At 42.8% G+C, this 18,115-nt stretch carries 14 protein-coding genes and 1 pseudogene; 4 read left to right on the top strand and 11 right to left on the bottom strand.

Translation table 11 applies throughout. The features are described from left to right. Positions 1-91 precede the first annotated feature (91 nt). Together CEX98_RS20330 and CEX98_RS20325 are read left to right on the top strand one after the other, a co-directional pair. Entirely contained in the window at positions 92-4,336 is a 4,245-nt protein-coding gene (locus CEX98_RS20330) for a rhombosortase-dependent M36 family metallopeptidase (RefSeq protein ID WP_099643816.1), read from the top strand. A gap of 269 nt (positions 4,337-4,605) precedes the next feature. Then, a complete protein-coding gene (locus CEX98_RS20325) occupies positions 4,606-4,995 on the top strand; it encodes a hypothetical protein (RefSeq protein WP_099643815.1) in 390 nt (129 codons plus the stop codon). Between the two features lie 390 nt (positions 4,996-5,385). On the opposite strand, the gene mltG is transcribed toward CEX98_RS20325, so the two are convergent. From mltG to yceD, 9 genes and pseudogenes are all read right to left on the bottom strand, one after another. Then, entirely contained in the window at positions 5,386-6,357 is a 972-nt protein-coding gene (mltG, locus tag CEX98_RS20315) for an endolytic transglycosylase MltG (RefSeq protein ID WP_099643814.1), read from the bottom strand. A gap of 5 nt (positions 6,358-6,362) precedes the next feature. After that, positions 6,363-7,136: an aminodeoxychorismate lyase gene (pabC, locus tag CEX98_RS20310; protein WP_242441775.1), complete on the bottom strand. Its 774-nt coding sequence runs from the start codon at positions 7,134-7,136 to the stop codon at positions 6,363-6,365. A gap of 107 nt (positions 7,137-7,243) precedes the next feature. Further along, positions 7,244-8,482 (bottom strand): beta-ketoacyl-ACP synthase II, encoded by a 1,239-nt coding sequence (fabF, locus tag CEX98_RS20305; protein WP_099643813.1) that lies wholly within the window; start codon positions 8,480-8,482, stop codon positions 7,244-7,246. Between the two features lie 86 nt (positions 8,483-8,568). Then, the gene (acpP, locus tag CEX98_RS20300; protein WP_010374019.1) at positions 8,569-8,805 is read right to left on the bottom strand and encodes an acyl carrier protein; all 237 of its coding nucleotides are present in this window, start codon (positions 8,803-8,805) and stop codon (positions 8,569-8,571) included. Positions 8,806-9,021: 216 nt separating this feature from the next. Further along, a complete protein-coding gene (gene fabG / locus CEX98_RS20295) occupies positions 9,022-9,768 on the bottom strand; it encodes a 3-oxoacyl-ACP reductase FabG (protein WP_099643812.1) in 747 nt (248 codons plus the stop codon). A 13-nt stretch (positions 9,769-9,781) separates the two neighbouring features. Further along, positions 9,782-10,708: an ACP S-malonyltransferase gene (gene fabD, locus CEX98_RS20290; RefSeq protein ID WP_099643811.1), complete on the bottom strand. Its 927-nt coding sequence runs from the start codon at positions 10,706-10,708 to the stop codon at positions 9,782-9,784. Between the two features lie 53 nt (positions 10,709-10,761). Beyond that, positions 10,762-11,808 (bottom strand): phosphate acyltransferase PlsX, encoded by a 1,047-nt coding sequence (plsX, locus tag CEX98_RS20285; RefSeq protein ID WP_099643810.1) that lies wholly within the window; start codon positions 11,806-11,808, stop codon positions 10,762-10,764. Positions 11,809-11,819: 11 nt separating this feature from the next. Further along, positions 11,820-11,989: pseudogene (rpmF, locus tag CEX98_RS20280) on the bottom strand (50S ribosomal protein L32). Positions 11,990-11,999: 10 nt separating this feature from the next. Beyond that, on the bottom strand, positions 12,000-12,524 hold the full coding sequence (gene yceD / locus CEX98_RS20275) for a 23S rRNA accumulation protein YceD (RefSeq protein WP_099643809.1): 525 nt from the start codon (positions 12,522-12,524) through the stop codon (positions 12,000-12,002). Positions 12,525-12,643: 119 nt separating this feature from the next. On the opposite strand from yceD, the gene CEX98_RS20270 reads away from it, so the two are divergent. After that, entirely contained in the window at positions 12,644-13,246 is a 603-nt protein-coding gene (locus CEX98_RS20270) for a Maf family protein (RefSeq protein WP_099643808.1), read from the top strand. Here the strand turns inward: CEX98_RS20270 and CEX98_RS20265 are convergent. Continuing rightward, positions 13,232-13,876 (bottom strand): HAD-IIIA family hydrolase, encoded by a 645-nt coding sequence (locus CEX98_RS20265; protein ID WP_099643807.1) that lies wholly within the window; start codon positions 13,874-13,876, stop codon positions 13,232-13,234. The genes CEX98_RS20270 and CEX98_RS20265 overlap by 15 nt on opposite strands. 1 nt (position 13,877) lies before the next feature. Then, entirely contained in the window at positions 13,878-14,828 is a 951-nt protein-coding gene (gene rluC / locus CEX98_RS20260; protein ID WP_099643806.1) for a 23S rRNA pseudouridine(955/2504/2580) synthase RluC, read from the bottom strand. A gap of 607 nt (positions 14,829-15,435) precedes the next feature. Between rluC and rne the strand changes: the two genes are divergently transcribed. Next, positions 15,436-18,115 (top strand): ribonuclease E (gene rne, locus CEX98_RS20255; RefSeq protein ID WP_099643805.1); only part of this gene is annotated, 2,680 nt, incomplete at its 3' end.

Here is an 18,115-nt window from a genome sequence, read left to right as displayed (position 1 = left end):
TTTTGTTTCCTTTTTGTTCCTTTATTGTTACTTTAGATCAAGAATAAAAAATTTAACAACTAAAAACTCAATAATAAAAGATAGGAAAAAAATGAAAAACCAATTTAAACCCTCTTTCCTCTACGCTTCCATCGTTTTCGCCATGGGTACAACCGGAACAGTTAACGCAACAACGGCGTTGCAGTTTACGGGACAAGTGAATAACAACAGTTTTTTTACAACTGCCTCGTCCGAGCTAGCATTGTCTAAACTACCTACGGCTTCCGGTATGAAAAGTCATTATGACTCTCAATTAGCAAAGGCTACTTTTGTTTGGGCACCTGAATCAATAAAACACCCAAACTTTAGTAACATTGCTAAAGAAGACCGTGTTGAACATGCTGCAAACTACTATTTAAACTCTTTAACTGGTTTTAATGTTACTAAGCAAGCCATATCATCTGATGCCGAACTAAAAGACTTACACCAAGGAAAACGCGGGACAAAAATTGCAAAATATCAACAAACTATCGATGGTATTGAGGTATTCAACCGTCAATACAATGTCATTATGGACAAGGAATTTAATTTAGTTGCAGGTTCAGGTTACTTTAGTGCCAAAAGTAAGCTCAATAGAGCTGATTTGAGTACAACATATTTCGCAACACCAAAAGATGCCGTGTTAAATGCATCTTCAGATCTTGGTATATCAGCCAATCAAATAAACCTATATCAAGAGAAAACAGAAGGAAAATATACCAGTTTCGAAGTACAGTTTGGCAGCAATTTCAAAGCGGGCTTCAAACCTAGAAGCAAGAAAGTGTATTTCGACACTGGAAGTGAACTTGTTGCTGCAAATTATGTAGAGATCGAGGTCTTTAAAGAAAACAGCGTAGAAGCAGATACATGGGCATACGTTATTGACAGCCGTGGTAAGATCTTGCACAAACATAGTCTAATTGCTCACGATAGTGAATTCACATACCGTGTATATGCAAATGAAGATGGTTACCCAATGGAAGGGCCTCACGGAAATGTAATACCTAAATTAGACGAAGGACCAGATAAAACAGAAATACTTCCTGCACCACTAGTAACTCTGTCTTCTTTTAGTAAGCTCAGTACAGGAGATGCATGGCTAAGTGAAGATGCAACAATTACTAAAGGTAACAATGTATTTGCATATGCAGATGTTGTCGCGCCAGATGGCTTTACAGAAGGTGATTTTACTGCAGAAATCACATCTGCTAAAACATTTGACTACGTCTTGGATAATAACCAGTCTCCCAATAGCACACAAAATCGAAAAGCTGCGATTGTAAACCTTTTTTACATGAATAATTTTCTACATGACTTTTTTTATGATTATGGCTTTGATGAAAAGGCTGGTAACGCCCAAATGTCAAACTATGGTCGTGGCGGTGAAGAAAATGATCCACTGCATGTACAAGCTCAAGATCACTCAGGCCTAAATAATGCGAATATGTCTACACCAGCTGACGGCCGTAGCCCAAGAATGCAACAGTACCTGTGGAATAGTAAAGATGCCAAGCTCGGTATCGACTTCGGAATTACCTTAGACCCAGAAGGCAATAAGTTGTTACTTGAATCTACACAAATTGCAGGCTTTGGTGCGCGCCAATTTGACGTAACAGAAGTTGTCGCTCGTGTTGATGATGGCGAAGGTACTAGTACAGACGGCTGTCAAACAACAGTCAATGCAGCTGAAATTTCCGGAAAAATTGCTTTAATTGATCGTGGAGGCTGTAGCTTCACCGACAAAGTAAAATTTGTTCAAGAAGCCGGCGCAATTGGCGCTATCGTTGTCAATAATAATGATGATGGCACTCCTGCACCAATGGGTGGTGAAGATGACTCGGTAAGCCTGCCATCAATGGGACTAAGCTTTGCTGATGGCCACTTAATTTATGACATGCTTGAACAATCTGAGACAGTTACTGTTAATATGTCTAATGCATATTTGTTGAAGGATTCAACTTTCGATAATGGGATTATCGCGCATGAGTGGGGTCACTATATTTCCAACCGTTTAGTGGGTAACTCTTCTGGTTTAACTAACTTCCAAGGTCGAGCCATGGGTGAGGGCTGGGGTGACTTCCACTCGCTGATGTTCCTAGCTTTGGAATCAGATTTACAAATTGCGGGGAATGATAAGTTTCAAATACCTTATGCTACAGGTACTTTTGTTGAAGACTTTACTAGAGGCATTCGCCGAGCTCCGTACACTACAGATATGAGTATTAACCCACTCACATTTAAACATATTGAAAGCGGTGCTACGCCTAATAATTTACCACCGACGAGCGTAGCTTCACCGCATGCGCCAGGTGAGATTTGGGCCGTTGTTTTATGGGAAGTCTATGTAGCATTAATCAACAAACACGGTTTCCAAGAAGCCCAAGACAGAATGGCTGTCTATCTAATAGAGGGCTATAAAGCGACACCAATTGAACCTACATATACAGAAGCGAGAGATGCAATTCTATCGTCCATATATGCATCTGATCAACAAGACTTCGATCTGGCTCTAGCAGCTTTTGCTAAGCGTGGAATGGGATTGGGTGCGGTATCTCCTGAACGTTCTGATGATGAGAACCGAGGTGTTGTAGAATCATATAGCACCGAAATTAAAGGGGCTTCTTTAATATCAACAGCTATAAACACAAGCTTTACGGATGAGACAGCTGGTTACTGCAGTAATGATAATGTTCTCGATATTAATGAAACCGCTGCGTTAAAAGTATCCGTCAAAAACGCTGGTAATGAACCTCTTAACAATGTAAAAGCAAAAATAGAAGTAACGAGTGACCATGACGTTGAACTTGAAAATGACGGTGTCTTTATATTTGATACGATTTCACCGCTTAGCACTGTTGAAAGCGCCTACATAAAAGCGACTTTGAAGAGTGCAGGCATTGCAGATACTTTAACTTATAAAGTAACTTTTCCAGAATTAGCAGATGACGAAGTGTTAGGTTCACCAGAACTCACCGCAACCTTAAAAGTCAACTATGACTTCGAGTTAGAAGCGTTAGATGGTTACTCTGCGACAGCGGATATGGAGAACCTTACTTCTCTTGCTGATTTCAAAGAGTCTGTTATGTTTGGTGGTACAGAGGCAGTGGGTACTGTTGGGTTCGATACTTCTGTAACTAACCTATTCGCAGCTAACAACCCCGGCATAGACTTTGGCGAGTCTACCTTATTCCTCAAGAATAATAGTTTCCAATCAGATGTTGCAGCGCAAACCTTACCATTTGAAGTAGGTTATGGTGGTGATTTTACTATATCTTTCTGGCACCTATATTTCCTGGAGGATAATTGGGACGGAGCTGTAGTCGAAATCAGCATTAACGGTGGTAACTGGATAGATGTTACGTCCAAAGAAGCTGGGGGAACATTCAGAAATGGTTATAATGCAGACAAACTAATTGATAATGACGCCCAAACTTTACAAAATCGTCCAGTGTTTACTGGCCGTAACGACTGGGGAGAGGTTGAGGAAATTAGTTTTGGTGATAACTTAGACGGTCAAACTGTACGCTTCAGATTTCGCCTGGCAAGTGATAGTGCCAGTGCCGCACTTGGCTGGTTTATCGACCAGGTAGAAATTAATAATATTGCGTCACCTATCTTTCACTCAGTGATATCCGGAGAAAGTGCTAGTTGTGATAACTCAGCACCTATTGTAAATTTACAAGATGAGTTTGAGATGTCTGAGTCTGAGGTAGTAACTTTAGCTGCAAGTGCAACGGATAGAAATAATGACACGTTAAAGTACTCATGGACGCAAGTAGAGGGGCCAGAAGCTACGTTAATGGGCGAAAATACATCAACCCTCAGTGTTACTGCTCCATTCATATCACAAGATGCTGAACTTACATTTAAGTTAGTTGTATCAGATGAACAAGAATCTGTAACAACATATTCAACTCTTTTGGTTAAGAATGAAGCACCCACTGTTGAGCTGCCTGAAGCACTTACTACATCAGAACAAGATTCAGCAGTGCAGATCTCTGCAAAAGTATCTAACCGTGCAGATGAGCCTTTAACTTACTCTTGGGTACAGCTAGATGGCCCAGAAGCAACCATTTCAGGTTATGACAGTTCGAAGTTAGTAGTAACCCCCCCAAATGTATCCAACGATACAGACTTAACATTTGAAGTAACTGTTTCCAATGGTTCCGAAAGTGCTTCAGCACAAACCGTATTGACTGTGACTAATGTTTCAAATAATGCAGGAGTCACTGATAATAGCTCTTCGTCATCTGGCTCATTTGGTTGGTTTATGACACTTCTTGGGGCATTTGGTTTATTCCGTGCTCGTAGACGCTAGTTAGACTTATGATAAAGGGAGAACAGTTGTTCTCCCTACATACATTCTAAGTTACACTAAATTAAGTTTAATCATACTCACCTATTGATTTCATTATCTCTACCGTTTAACCAAGTGAATATTTTGACAATCTAACTCAGGAAATACCTAAAACCTAATTAGATGTAATTGCTCAGCTTACCTATTTGCTATCGCCTAACTTTACTAATTAGAGAAATTTATTAGTTTGGACTATTATTGAATAAAGCATTTAGTTCGGCTCAGCTCGTATGAAGAAGTTTTCCTATCGCGCAACCATAGACCTTAATGAAAGACTTATCCACGCAGCGGCTTATGGTGAATGTGTCGAAGCCAACATCCTTAATATGTATAAAAACTTGGGTTTGACACTAAAATCCAACCAGCTTAATTGCCTAGTCATCGACGTTTCGCAACTACATATCACCTATGACTATCCAAGCGTGTTAACCGTGCTAAAAAAGCTCAATCAGATTGTTGAAGATATCGCACTGGCTCGAGTGATCGCACCATCAGATACCAAAAGTGGCTTAATCGAGGCTTTCGCTGAAAAACACGGGCTACAGATCAAAAACTTTGAAAACTATAAGGATGCTATTGCTTGGCTTCAAACAGTCAATACCGCTAAAGCTGAGCAATAGAGAGCTGTACTTCACTCAGTTTGAACGGTTCTAATTTAGCCTGAGCTAAGGATTTTTAATGCCTTTCTAGCAGTCGATGCTCAGTGTCTTCATCATCGTATTGTTTTTTTACTCGCCGCGAGCAAGATCCATAAGTGGATTGGAAATAGTGGGCCAGTGAGTCGTGTAATGAGGCTTATTCTCGCCTCTGTTGCGGTTTCCAGCGTATTATCTGGAATAAAGGAGTATTTTCTCTTGTAATCAGGGGCAGTATCGCCCCTTATACCAAATGTATTAAGTAAATGAGCTATTTGAAGCACAGAAATAGCTTTAGTAGCTAGGCAAAAATTTGCTATGTTATCCTTCAAATTGATTAGAGAATGAATTCAATTGGTAATATTACTTCGCTATTTACTGCTTTAGGATATACTTTCTTACCGCTTTATTGTGTTCAGTTAAGGTGGTTGAAAAATGATGTCCACCATCACCCGAAGCAACGAAATAAAAGAAATCTGTCGTAGCGGGGTTTAGCGCAGCATGTATTGAAGCCTGGGATGGCATTGCTATCGGTGTGGGAGGAAGCCCATCAATTCGATAGGTGTTATAAGGTGTTTTTTCTAGCATGTCTTTTCGCTTAATATCGCCGTCAAAGTGCTCACCAATTCCATAGATAATAGTAGGGTCGGTTTGCAGTCGCATCCCTTTTCGTAATCGGTTGATAAATACTGATGCGACTTTTTCTCTTTCGGCTTTTACCCCAGTTTCCTTTTCTATGATCGATGCCAAGATCAGCGCTTCATAAGGCGTATTTAATGGTAGGTCTGGCATTCTATTTTGCCATTCTTGCTCAAGTACTTTTTGCATTTTCCGATGTGCGCGTTTGAGTAACCGCACTGCTGAATCGTTACCATGGTAGTGATACGTATCTGGATACAACCACCCTTCTACCGAGTTCTGCGTAATGCCTAGCTGAGTCGTTAGCACATCCGTATCCTGAATTAGATACGGCGCCTGTTGCAGTTTCTTTTTAACCTCCCATATGGGCATGCCCTCTATGATGGTAAAACTAAAACTATGCTGTTCACCACCGCTAATTTTAGCGATAGCCTCTAGTACGGTATGACCTTCAACATCATAGAACCCAGCTTGAACAGAGAATAGCTTTGGCGCTAACTTGCTGTATAGTTGGTAGGGAAAACAGCTAGATAATGCACCACTTCGCTGCCAAAGTTGACAAAGTTGAGTAAAGGTTTGTCCTGGTTTTACCTCTACTAACGTCTCTGATAATGTCAGCGGTTCAAATTTAATTCGATTGATCTGTTGAGATACCCACCATGCTCCTGCTGCTATCACTATTGCGACTATGATAAACAGTTTTTTCATCTAAATTACTTCCCTAAATACCTTGATTTGAGCGCCTGCAGATGAGTGAGCTCAAACATTTTGTCATCTATTCTCACAATCGGTACTAACTGCATCAAACTGTTGCAAATAAAGACACCATCTGCGGCCTTTAACTCGTCAAAACTTAGCTTTATTGTAGTGATCGTTAATTGCGTTTCCAAGGAGCTCAAGAAAACTCCTTTGATCCCTGAATTACTGAGATCTGGGGTATACACATGCCCCGCTTTTATCAGAATAATATTTGCTGCGGAAGCTTCAATAACCTGATTATGAATGTCTGTGACAATGACATCATCACAAGACATATTCAACGCATCTTGTTTAATAAGTACTTGTTCTAGCCGGTTTAATGTTTTCAGACCAGCTAACAGGGGCTGAATACCTAGCTGGATCCGACTCAGCTCGACCTCAATGCCTTGCTGTTGCCATGCAACATAGTGCTCCGGATAGGGTAGTACTTGGACATTAATATTCAGCTCAGGCGACTTTGGAGGCTGATAGCCACGGCCGCCACTTCCTCGGGTAATAAGTATTTTTAGCACGCCTTTGTCGATGTCTTTCACTTGTTGTTCAACTAATGATTCAATATCATTCAAAGGTAGTGCAGGAAAGCATAAGCGCTGCTGACATTTAACGAGCCTATCTCGATGCAGTGGCCACAGTTGTACTTTCCCACCACTTACTAATGCCGTGGTGAAGAAGCCATCCCCATAAGCAAGCCCTCTATCACTGCTTGAAAAAAGCTGTTGATTATTCAAACCGCTCTCCTTGATACAGATAAACGCATTGGTGTCACATAAAAAAGCTCGGCAATGCCGAGCTTTTTTATCATAGCCTAATTTGCGACTAAATAGCCAAGGCAGGTTTACACCTTTTTAAATAGCAATGAACCATTTGTACCGCCAAAGCCAAATGAGTTACACAAAGTGTACTCTAATTTCGCGTCACGAGCGGTATGTGGGACATAGTCTAAGTCACAACCTTCATCTGGATTATCTAGATTGATGGTCGGCGTTACCTTTTGATCTTGTAATGCCAAAATCGAAATGATCGATTCAACAGAGCCTGCTGCACCAAGTAAGTGCCCCATCATAGATTTAGACGAGCTCACCATGACGTCTTTTGCTGCATCACCAAATACCGACTTAACGGCCTGAGTTTCTGCAACGTCACCCGCAGGGGTAGACGTACCATGTGCGTTGATATAACCAACCTGATCGGCATTAATACCTGCGTCATTCAGTGCATTAACCATAGCCAATGCCGCACCTGCGCCATCTTCCGGTGGCGATGTCATATGATAAGCATCTCCACTCATACCAAAGCCAACTAGTTCAGCATAAATCTTTGCTCCACGAGCTTTGGCATGCTCGTACTCTTCAAGCACAATCACACCTGCACCATCAGCGAGTACAAAACCATCACGGTCTTTGTCCCAAGGACGCGATGCTGCTTGAGGGTCATCGTTACGTGTAGAGAGCGCCCGAGCTGCGCTAAAACCACCCATACCAATTGGGGTAGACGCTTTTTCAGCACCACCTGCGACCATCGCATCTGCATCACCGTATGCAATCATACGTGCAGCGTGGCCAATATTATGAAGACCTGTTGTGCATGCTGTAACGATAGAGATATTAGGACCTCTTAATCCGTGCATGATAGACAAGTGGCCTGAAATCATATTGATGATCGTGGAAGGTACGTAAAATGGTGATAGCTTACGTGGACCGCTATTTAATAATTTGACGTGGTTTTCTTCAATCAGTGTTAAACCACCAATACCAGAACCGACGGCAACACCCACTCTGGCAGCATTTTCTTCATTAACTTCAAGGCCTGAGTCTTTTAATGCTTGTACACCTGCAGCAATACCATACTGGATAAAAACATCCATTTTTTTGGCATCTTTAGGGGAAATATACTCAGTGACATCAAAGTCGTTTACTAAACCTGCAAACTTGGTTCCGAAACCTTCTGTATCAAAGTGCGTGATATTGCGAATGCCACTACGGCCTTCTAATAAGCCCTGCCAGGTAGATGCAACATCATTACCCAGCGGCGTCAACATACCTAAGCCAGTTACTACGACTCGACGTTTAGCCACGGTGTCCTCCAAAAAGGGATTATTATAATAATTGGGGGGTCTAGAAAGAGTTAGGGCAGCGAGTGCTGCCCTAATAGAAAAGCTAGTTACTCAGCGTGAGCAGTAACGTAGTCGATAGCTGCCTGAACAGTAGTGATTTTCTCAGCTTCTTCATCAGGGATTTCTGTATCGAACTCTTCTTCTAGCGCCATTACAAGCTCAACAGTGTCTAGTGAGTCAGCACCTAAATCATCAACGAAAGACGCTTCTGATTTAACTTCTTCTTCTTTAACACCTAGTTGTTCAACAATAATTTTCTTTACGCGTTCTTGGATGTCGCTCATTCTTCTTTCCTTTATTTAAACGCTACTGCGTTAATTTTCAGATTGCGGCGCAGTTTACGACGCATCATTCTGGGATTCAAGGATTGACCCGTACTTTTTTTTCTGGTCAAACCTGTTACAAAGCTTTGACTCTTTTTATCGCCTATTTTCGCGACGATTTCAAGTCAGTTGTCGACAAGATCACAAAAAATTCAATTGATTTGTGATCTTAACGAGTTAAACCATGTACATCGCACCATTTACGTGCAAAGTTTCACCAGAGACATAAGCTGCCGCATCAGAGGCTAAATAAATCACAGCAGCAGCAATTTCTTCTGGCTGACCCAAACGACCCGCAGGTACATTCGCCAATGTTGCCGCTTTTTGCTCGTCGGTCAACTCATCTGTCATGTCTGTTTGAATAAAGCCTGGTGCTACAGTATTTACCGTAATACCGCGAGATGCAACCTCACGAGCCAATGATTTTGTAAAACCAATTACCCCAGCTTTAGCAGCCGCATAGTTTGCTTGACCCGCATTACCCATAGTGCCAACCACAGAACCGATATTAATGATACGACCGCTTTTCTTCTTCATCATTGGACGCAATACCGCTTTCGATAAGCGGAAGATAGAAGATAAGTTAGTATCAATGATATCGTCCCATTCCTGCTCTTTCATCCGCATCAATAGGTTATCTCGAGTAATACCAGCATTGTTTACCAACACATCAATATCACCGAAATCGGCTTTGATTGCATCCAAAGTTGCAGCGATTGAGTCGGCATCTGTTACGTTTAGCGCGTAACCTTTACCATTCTCGCCTAAATAATCTGAAATGCGCTCAGCACCAGATTCACTGGTTGCAGTACCCGCAACTTTAGCGCCCTGTGCGACCAATGCAGTGGCTATAGCTTTACCAATACCACGACTTGCACCAGTAACTAGTACCACTTTACCTGCCAAAGAAAATAAATTACTCATAACTCTCTCGTTCTTATTCTGCCGCTTCGATTGAAGCCAAATCATTTACCGATACGCATGACACTGAACGGTCAATACGTTTTACCAAGCCAGAAATCACTTTGCCTGGGCCAAATTCATAGGCTGTTGTCACCTCTTCTTTCGCAACAGCTTGTACCGTTTCCGTCCATCTTACTGGACTATAAAGCTGGCGAATAAGTGCGTCTTTAATAGCGTTTGCATCTTTTGCAACGACAACATCAACGTTGTTAATCACTTCAAACTTTGGCTCAGAGAAAGACAGTGCTTCTAAATCTTTTGCTAGTTTATCTGCTGCAGGTTTCATCAACGCACAGTGTGAAGGTACACTCACCGCGAGTGGAAGCGCACGTTTTGCGCCTGCTTCTTTACAAGCTTCTGACGCTCTATTTACTGCCTCTACATGGCCTGCAATAACCACTTGACCAGGGGAGTTAAAATTCACTGGTGATACGACATCTCCCTGTGCAGACTCGGCACAAACTTTAGCAATCACATCGTCGTCAAGACCAATAATTGCAGCCATTGAGCCTGTACCAGCAGGAACCGCTTCTTGCATGTATAAACCGCGCTTTTCGACTAGCTTAACGGCATCAGACAAAGATAATACCTCTGCACAAACTAAAGCCGAATATTCGCCTAAACTGTGCCCTGCAAGTGTCAGCTCGGCATCCACGCCTTTTTCTTGCCATGCTCTGAAGATGGCAACACTGGCTGTTAACAAAGCAGGTTGAGTACGATGAGTTTGGTTTAATTCCTCTTCAGGACCATTCAGCACAAGCTCTGCTAAATCGTAGCCTAGCGCTTCTGAGGCTTCTGCGAAAGTCGCTTTAACGATTTCAGACGATGCTAATAATTCAGATAACATACCCACGCTCTGTGAGCCTTGGCCTGGGAAAAATAATGCGATTTTTTGTGACATACTGTGCTCTTATTTTCTCTGTTGTCGTCACGTCCTCATGTCACATTGAAATACTATGGATGAGGACCTGACGGTTGCTTTTCTGTGTCGACTTGTTCAAACACCGCTTGGATCTTTTCGGGGATCTTGCGCTGGACTTCTTGTGCAGCTTCTTCAATCGCGGCCAAAAATGCCTTATTTGTGGCATTTCCGTGACTTTTCACAACAATACCGCGCAATCCTACCAGACTTGCACCGTTATACTGGTCGGGGTTCACCCTTCTGTACAATTTTTTTATAACGGGTCGGAGTAAAAATGCCAACGCTTTATAAAAAAAGTGCTTCTTTAATGCCTTACTGAACTTATGCATGATAAGTTTAGCAATCCCTTCACAGGTTTTGAGCGCCACATTGCCAACAAAACCCTCACAAACAATTACATCGGCTTTGCCCGTGAACATATCGCTCCCTTCGCAGTAGCCCTGATAATTTATAACAGAAGAGGATTTCATTAATTTTGCAGCTTGCTTGATGCCATCATGGCCTTTGATCTCTTCCGAACCAATGTTCAGCAAGCACACTTTAGGTGACGGAATATTTAGTGCTTGGCCTGCGACAATAGAGCCCATAATCCCAAACTGATAGAGCGTTTCTGGGTCACAATGGACATTGGCACCAAGATCCAAAAGATAGACAGGTTGTTTTTTCTCTGTTGGTACTGCTGAGATCAATGCAGGGCGTTTGATCCCCGGTAGCATTTTCAGCACATAATGTGCCATAAAAAAAAGTGCTCCGGTATTGCCTGAACTGACACAAGCCTGAGCCTCGCCGGACTTGACTAAATCGAGTGCTACTCGCATGGAGGAGTGTTTTTTATTTCGCAGTGCAGACGCGGGTTCGCAGCTATTGGTAACGACTTCTTTACAATGCTTAATTGCTAGCCTTGGATGATCCAGCATATTTGCTTTGGATAAGGCTGATTCGATAACCTGCTGGTTACCACACAGAATGAGATTTAGATTCGGGTGCTTAAGTACAGCAGCGATCGCTGCAGGGATAGATGAACGGGGGCCGTAATCGCCCCCCATCATATCTAACGCAATGGTTAGATCAGTCAGCATAAAGCAATCTCTTAGTTAGAAATTACTTTAACGCCTTTGTAGTAACCGTCAGCAGTCACGTGGTGAGACGATGAGTCTCGCCAGAAACCTGATCTACAGTTAGAGCTGGTCCACTGATCGCATCGTGTGAACGACGCATACCACGACGTGCGCGTGACTTCTTGCTTTTTTGTACCGCCATTAGCCTTCTCCTAAGAATCTTTCTTAAGTTGTTTCAAAATTTCAAATGGATTTGGTTTGCTATCTTCTGCCTCAATTTCACCAAAGCTCTTTGGCTCATCAGAATAAGAGCATTGCGCTTCATCATGTGTCGGTACAATCGGAATAGCCAGTAAAAGCTCATCTTCGACAATTTGTCTTAGATTTACTTCACCTTCTTCGTCAAGTTCCAACACATCATAACGCTCGGGAAGATCATCCGACTCTGCACCTAATCCGACTGGCGAATACGCAAAGTCTTGTTCCAAATCCAACCCTAATTCATCATTACAACGTTGACACACAACAGTTAAGTGGGCTCGGACTTTGCCTTGCACAACAACCAAACCTTGTTCGTCGATGTTGAAATGAATATCTACCGCTATTTCACTACTTTGATCACGCACAACTTGCTGCAATCGAGAAAGTTCTTCAAGCATTACAACACCGTCATAAGATGCTCGACGTTGCGCTGCTCTGCATGGATCAAGAGTGATGGGAATTTTCACCTTTTGCATAGGGGCTGCATCATATAGATAGTTACCGTGTTAGTCAAAGTAAAAATACACTTTCCCTTTGTTTTTCGCGTTATTGCGCTTTATCCTGTTGGCAATGTTGTCACAAAGATAAAATATTCATGAAAACGCCCCTTATTTTAGCCTCAAGTTCGCCTTTTAGGCAGTCTATTTTGAAAAAATTAATGCTTCCTTTTTCCTCTTTTTCGCCAGATGTTAATGAGCAAGCGCATCAAGGTGAGTTGGCAGAGCAGCTGGTTGCCCGATTAAGCGAATTAAAAGCCAAAGCAGCGATATCAAACTATCAAAAAGGGATTGTAATTGGTTCGGACCAAGTTGCGTTATTCAATGGCGAGATACTAGGAAAACCCCATAATAAGGAAAATGCGATTAAGCAGCTAAGTCTATTTAGCAATAGTCGCGTAACATTTTTGACTGGTTTAACTGTTTTTGACATTGAAAGCGGTAAAACGCTCACTAAAGTGGTGCCATTTCAGGTTTATTTCCGCAAACTGACTCAAACGCAAATTAGCAACTACTGTGATGCAGAAACACCGTATAACTGTGCTGGAAGCTTTAAAAGTGAAGGTTTAGGGATCTGCCTATTTGACAAATTAGAAGGGGAAGACCCCAACACACTTATCGGTCTTCCGCTCATCCAATTAACTAAGATGTTGTTAGAGTTTGGTATTGACGTACTTGCCGAACAATCAAGCCAACAATAACTGAGATAGGTCGTGGTAGTTATCGCAAATATGACATGCTGATGTTTGCGATAGCTGCTCTCTAGAAGCGACGCCTAAGGTCATCCCAACAGCATCTACACCTGCGTTACGAGCAAGATCCATATCAATGATTGAATCCCCTACCATCACGGTCTCTTGAGCATCAACACCCAGTTCGTTCAGAATTTGCAATAACATGTCTGGGTGTGGCTTAGACTTAGCTTCACAGGCTGTTCTGGTTGTTAAAAAATAATCACAGAGACTATTTTGCGCCATCAAGCGATCCAAGCCTGTACGGCTCTTTCCCGTCGCCACTGCTATTTTGATCCCTTGACTGCGAAGTTGACTAAGTAGCGATTCTACCCCTTCAAATATTGGTGATGGTGTATCATCTTCATTTGAATAGATATATTTGTATGCACTAGTCAAAGAGTCCGCTTTGTCTTGATGCTGAGGAAACAGCACTTGCATCGCCTTAGGCAAAGATAGGCCAATGATACTTTTTGCTTCGCTATCACTGACTGGCGGTATTCCACAAGACTGAGCCGCCAAGTGAATGGTATTCACGATTTTTGGCACGGAGTCCATCACCGTACCATCCCAATCAAAAATTACACACTTATAGCGCATATTACTTCCTGAGTTTTCCTAAACACGCTTCTAACGCGCTATCTAAAGGGGCTTCAACGTGATGCGTTGTTTCTGTTTTCGGATGCATAAACCTGAGTTCTTTGGCATGAAGAAACAAACGATTCAACCCAACTTCGCGCATTTTAGCATCAAATACTTGGTCGCCATATTTGTCATCACAAGCGATTGGATGACCTTTACATTGGGTATGAACACGAATTTGGTGCGTTCTTCCCGTGACCGGTGATGCTTGTACTAAAGTAGCCGACTCAAAGCGCTCAACCACTCTGAAACGAGTATGCGAAGGTTTACCTTGCTCATGATCTACACGTACCACACGCTCACCTGATTTTAAGGTGTTTTTGCGAAGCGGTTCAGTCACATTTTTATGCTTAGCATCCCACTGACCGCTAACTAATGCTAGGTAGTTTTTCTCCATGGTCTTTTCTCTTAGCTGCTCATGAAGACCTTTTAGCACCGCTCTACGCTTTGAAATCAATAAGCAGCCTGAGGTGTCGCGGTCTAAACGGTGAACAAGTTCCAGACTCTGCTCTTGCGGTCGCAATGCTCTCAAGGCCTCAATGAGACCATAACTTAAACCGCTCCCACCATGCACTGCCATACCCGCGGGCTTATTTATAACTATCAGATACTTATCTTCGTAAAGTATGGCATCTTCAAGATTAGCTACTTTATCAAGGTTCTTAGGCACAAACTCGGTTTTTTCAGCAACGCGAACAGGTGGAATGCGAATTTCATCATTTATTTGCAATTTATAAACCGGTTTTACCCGCTTTTTATTGACACGCACTTCCCCTTTACGAAGAATTTTGTATACGGCGCTTTTTGGCACCCCTTTCAAATGCGTAACTAAAAAGTTATCAATCCTTTGACCTTCTTGGTCTTCGGTCACGGTAACAAAGCTAACTTTTAATGCGGGTTTCTCTGACATTGCCTAATCACTGATTTGAGTAATAATTTAGTTGCTATCTCGACATTATTAGTGGGATAATCAGCCCGAAAATTTTTGCGAGGTGCTTTTTATCGCAAAAACAATGTCGTGATGCACATCTTGGATGGCAGATCATACAGATTAGAGCTAATATTTCCAAAGCTTTTATCAAGCATCTAAGATAAACACGTGCGAACAGTCAGTGCGAAGCGCGTAATATTTCGTTTAATGACTGGACACGAACAAAAAACCAAAAAGCAAGAAATTAAAATTTGTCTGATACGTTGACCACAGTTGCAGAAATACCCGTGCATAGCAGGCCGCAACTCGTGATAAGCACAAAGTTAGTGAGTCAAAATATAACGGTAGCCAAACTTGGCAAACCAAGTATGAATAACCCGTGCATGACCACTTTGTGAAACGAATAAACGTCAACAAGCGAACAGTTAATCAGTGATTTTACCCTGATTTAAAGCGGAAACTGTGAATATGTTCCATTTCCCCCAGTCGTGAGACTGCATCATTTAACCGGAACATCCAAGGCGTAACACGCTGCACAGGAAAGACGTATTAGGCGCTGTAAATAAATTGAGTAGAGAATTACAATATGAAACGTATGCTGATCAATGCAACGCAGCAAGAAGAAATGCGCGTAGCACTGGTTGACGGCCAGCGTCTATATGATTTAGATATAGAAAGCCCAGGTCACGAACAGAAAAAAGCCAATATATACAAGGGTAAAATTACCCGCATCGAACCTTCCCTAGAAGCCGCATTTGTTGATTATGGCGCTGAGCGTCACGGATTCCTTCCTTTAAAAGAAATCGCCAAAACGTACTTCCCTGATGGCTATACATTCAATGGTCGCCCAAATATCAAAGATGTGATCAAAGAAGGCCAAGAAGTTATCGTTCAGGTTGATAAAGAAGAGCGTGGCCAAAAAGGAGCTGCCTTAACCACCTTTATTAGTGTGGCTGGTAGCTACTTAGTATTGATGCCAAATAACCCAAGAGCCGGCGGTATTTCACGTCGTATCGAAGGTGACGAACGCATTGAACTAAAAGAAGCGCTGAGCCGTTTGAACGTACCTAAAGGTATGGGTCTGATTGTGCGCACCGCTGGGGTAGGCAAATCTTTTGAAGAGCTAGAGTACGACTTAAAAGCACTTTTAGTGCATTGGGAAGCAATTCAAAACGCCGCAAATAGTGGCAAAGCCCCTTTCCTAATTCACCAAGAAAGTAACGTGATTTTCCGCGCAATTCGCGATTATCTACGTCGTGATATCGGTGAAATTTTAATTGATAAGCCACGTGTATTTGAAGAAGCGAAAGCCCACATTGAGCGCTTCCGCCCAGACTTTATTAATCGCGTAAAGCTTTATCAAAATGATGTGCCATTATTTACCCATTACCAAATTGAGAGTCAGATTGAGTCTGCCTTCCAGCGTGAAGTACGTCTGCCTTCAGGTGGCTCGATTGTTATTGACCCAACCGAAGCACTGACCTCTATCGACATCAACTCGTCAAAAGCGACGAAAGGTGGCGACATAGAAGAAACAGCGCTAAATACTAACCTTGAAGCCGCAGACGAAATTGCACGTCAATTGCGTTTACGTGACCTTGGTGGTTTGATTGTTATCGACTTTATCGATATGACCCCTCCTCGTCACCAGCGCGAAGTTGAAAACCGCTTAAAAGAGGCCGTGCGCACAGACCGTGCTCGCGTACAAATCGGCAAGATTTCTCGCTTTGGCTTACTAGAAATGTCACGTCAACGTTTACGTCCATCTCTAGGTGAAGCGAGTCAACACACCTGCCCTCGTTGTGATGGTCAAGGTACAATCCGTTCAAACGAGTCTATCGCTCTATCCATCCTGCGTTTAATTGAAGAAGAAGCAATTAAAGACAACACCGCACAGGTAAATGCACAAGTGCCTGTCGCCGTTGGTGCCTACTTACTCAATGAGAAACGTCGCTCTGTACAGCGCATTGAAAAGCGCCATGAGTGTCATGTTGTTATTATTCCAAATCAGCACTTAGAAACTCCGCACTACGAAGTGGTTAGGCTGCGTAAAGATGAAACAACTGAAGCAGCAAGCTACGAGCAAATCACCACACCAGAAGCTGAAGCGATTGAAGTCGCTAGACCTCAAGCAATCACCAAAGAAGAGCCTGTGCTTAAAGGCGTGGTAATGCCTGATGTACCAGCGCCAGCACCTGCTACTTCGTCAACTGCGACAAGCAAACCAGAAGCCCGTAAGCCGGAGCCTAAAGCGGCTCAGAACACGACCAGCTTGTTTGCTAAAATTAGTCAGTGGTTCAAAAACTTATTCGCAGCTGAGACGCAAGAAGAAAGCAAGCCAAGCGAAGAAAAGCCAGCAAGGGACAATAGCAATCGCGATAATCGTCGTCGCAACAACAACCGCCGTCGTAATAACAATCGTCGCCGTAATGAACAGCACAAAGAAAACGCTGTTGAGAACAAAGATGAAAGTAATAACAATGAGCAACGTAGCGACAATCGCAAGCGCCGCCGTCCAAATAATAGGAAGCGTCAGGATCAGGACAAAGCAAATCGTCCAGTAAAACAGCCGGCTAATGATAAAACAGAAGTAACTGAAGCAGCCGATACGACTGTAAAAGAAACTAAAGTTAAGCCACGCCGACAAAGACGTAACCTGCGTAAAAAAGTCCGTGTTGAAGATAACAATGCTGAGCAAGTGAATACGCCAGCACAAGCAACTACCGAGGAAGTAAAGGTAGAGGCTAAGCCGCTTGAACAACCTGCTCAAACTGCGACAGAGAAAAAAGCTGAGCAAAAGCCTAAACCGAAGAAGTCAAAACCTGCTGTACAAAAAGCAGATAAAGACGAAGCGGTGGTAAGCGACAAGCCAGCTGAACAATCTGAACCTACGAAAACTGAGACACAGACGGAACAAAAGAAGGTTGTAAACACAGACGAAACAAGCAAACCAGCTATTTCTGACGATCAAACAACTGAGGCAGCTGACGCGCAATCAGACGACGAAAATAAAGAAGGTCGCACTCGCGCTAGACGCTCACCACGTCACTTAAGAGCTGCAGGGCAACGTCGTCGTCGCTCGGATACGCCTGAAAAAGCCCAATCTGCGGCATTTATTCCGGTTGCGGATCAGGCCGCCGCTGAATATGAAGCAGAGCTAAAAGCCAAATCATCTCACGATGGTGAGACGATAGAAACGGCAGCAGAAGATACGGCAACAAAGAGCGAAGCGGTCGAAACTCAGCAAGCTGAAACGGTTGAAGAAA

Origin of the sequence: Pseudoalteromonas piscicida (assembly GCF_002744175.1) — a bacterium.
GTDB classification, from domain to species: domain Bacteria; phylum Pseudomonadota; class Gammaproteobacteria; order Enterobacterales; family Alteromonadaceae; genus Pseudoalteromonas; species Pseudoalteromonas piscicida_B.
This window is presented reverse-complemented; position numbering and strand designations above follow the sequence as displayed.

Excerpts from the sequence above, each read along its gene's own strand:
- CEX98_RS20330 (WP_099643816.1), top strand. The coding sequence starts at position 92 with ATGAAAAACCAATTTAAACCCTCTTTCCTCTACGCTTCCATCGTTTTC.
- CEX98_RS20325 (WP_099643815.1), top strand. The coding sequence starts at position 4,606 with ATGAAGAAGTTTTCCTATCGCGCAACCATAGACCTTAATGAAAGACTT.
- mltG (WP_099643814.1), bottom strand. The coding sequence starts at position 6,357 with ATGAAAAAACTGTTTATCATAGTCGCAATAGTGATAGCAGCAGGAGCA.
- acpP (WP_010374019.1), bottom strand. The coding sequence starts at position 8,805 with ATGAGCGACATCCAAGAACGCGTAAAGAAAATTATTGTTGAACAACTA.
- fabG (WP_099643812.1), bottom strand. The coding sequence starts at position 9,768 with ATGAGTAATTTATTTTCTTTGGCAGGTAAAGTGGTACTAGTTACTGGT.
- fabD (WP_099643811.1), bottom strand. The coding sequence starts at position 10,708 with ATGTCACAAAAAATCGCATTATTTTTCCCAGGCCAAGGCTCACAGAGC.
- plsX (WP_099643810.1), bottom strand. The coding sequence starts at position 11,808 with ATGCTGACTGATCTAACCATTGCGTTAGATATGATGGGGGGCGATTAC.
- yceD (WP_099643809.1), bottom strand. The coding sequence starts at position 12,524 with ATGCAAAAGGTGAAAATTCCCATCACTCTTGATCCATGCAGAGCAGCG.
- CEX98_RS20270 (WP_099643808.1), top strand. The coding sequence starts at position 12,644 with ATGAAAACGCCCCTTATTTTAGCCTCAAGTTCGCCTTTTAGGCAGTCT.
- CEX98_RS20265 (WP_099643807.1), bottom strand. The coding sequence starts at position 13,876 with ATGCGCTATAAGTGTGTAATTTTTGATTGGGATGGTACGGTGATGGAC.
- rluC (WP_099643806.1), bottom strand. The coding sequence starts at position 14,828 with ATGTCAGAGAAACCCGCATTAAAAGTTAGCTTTGTTACCGTGACCGAA.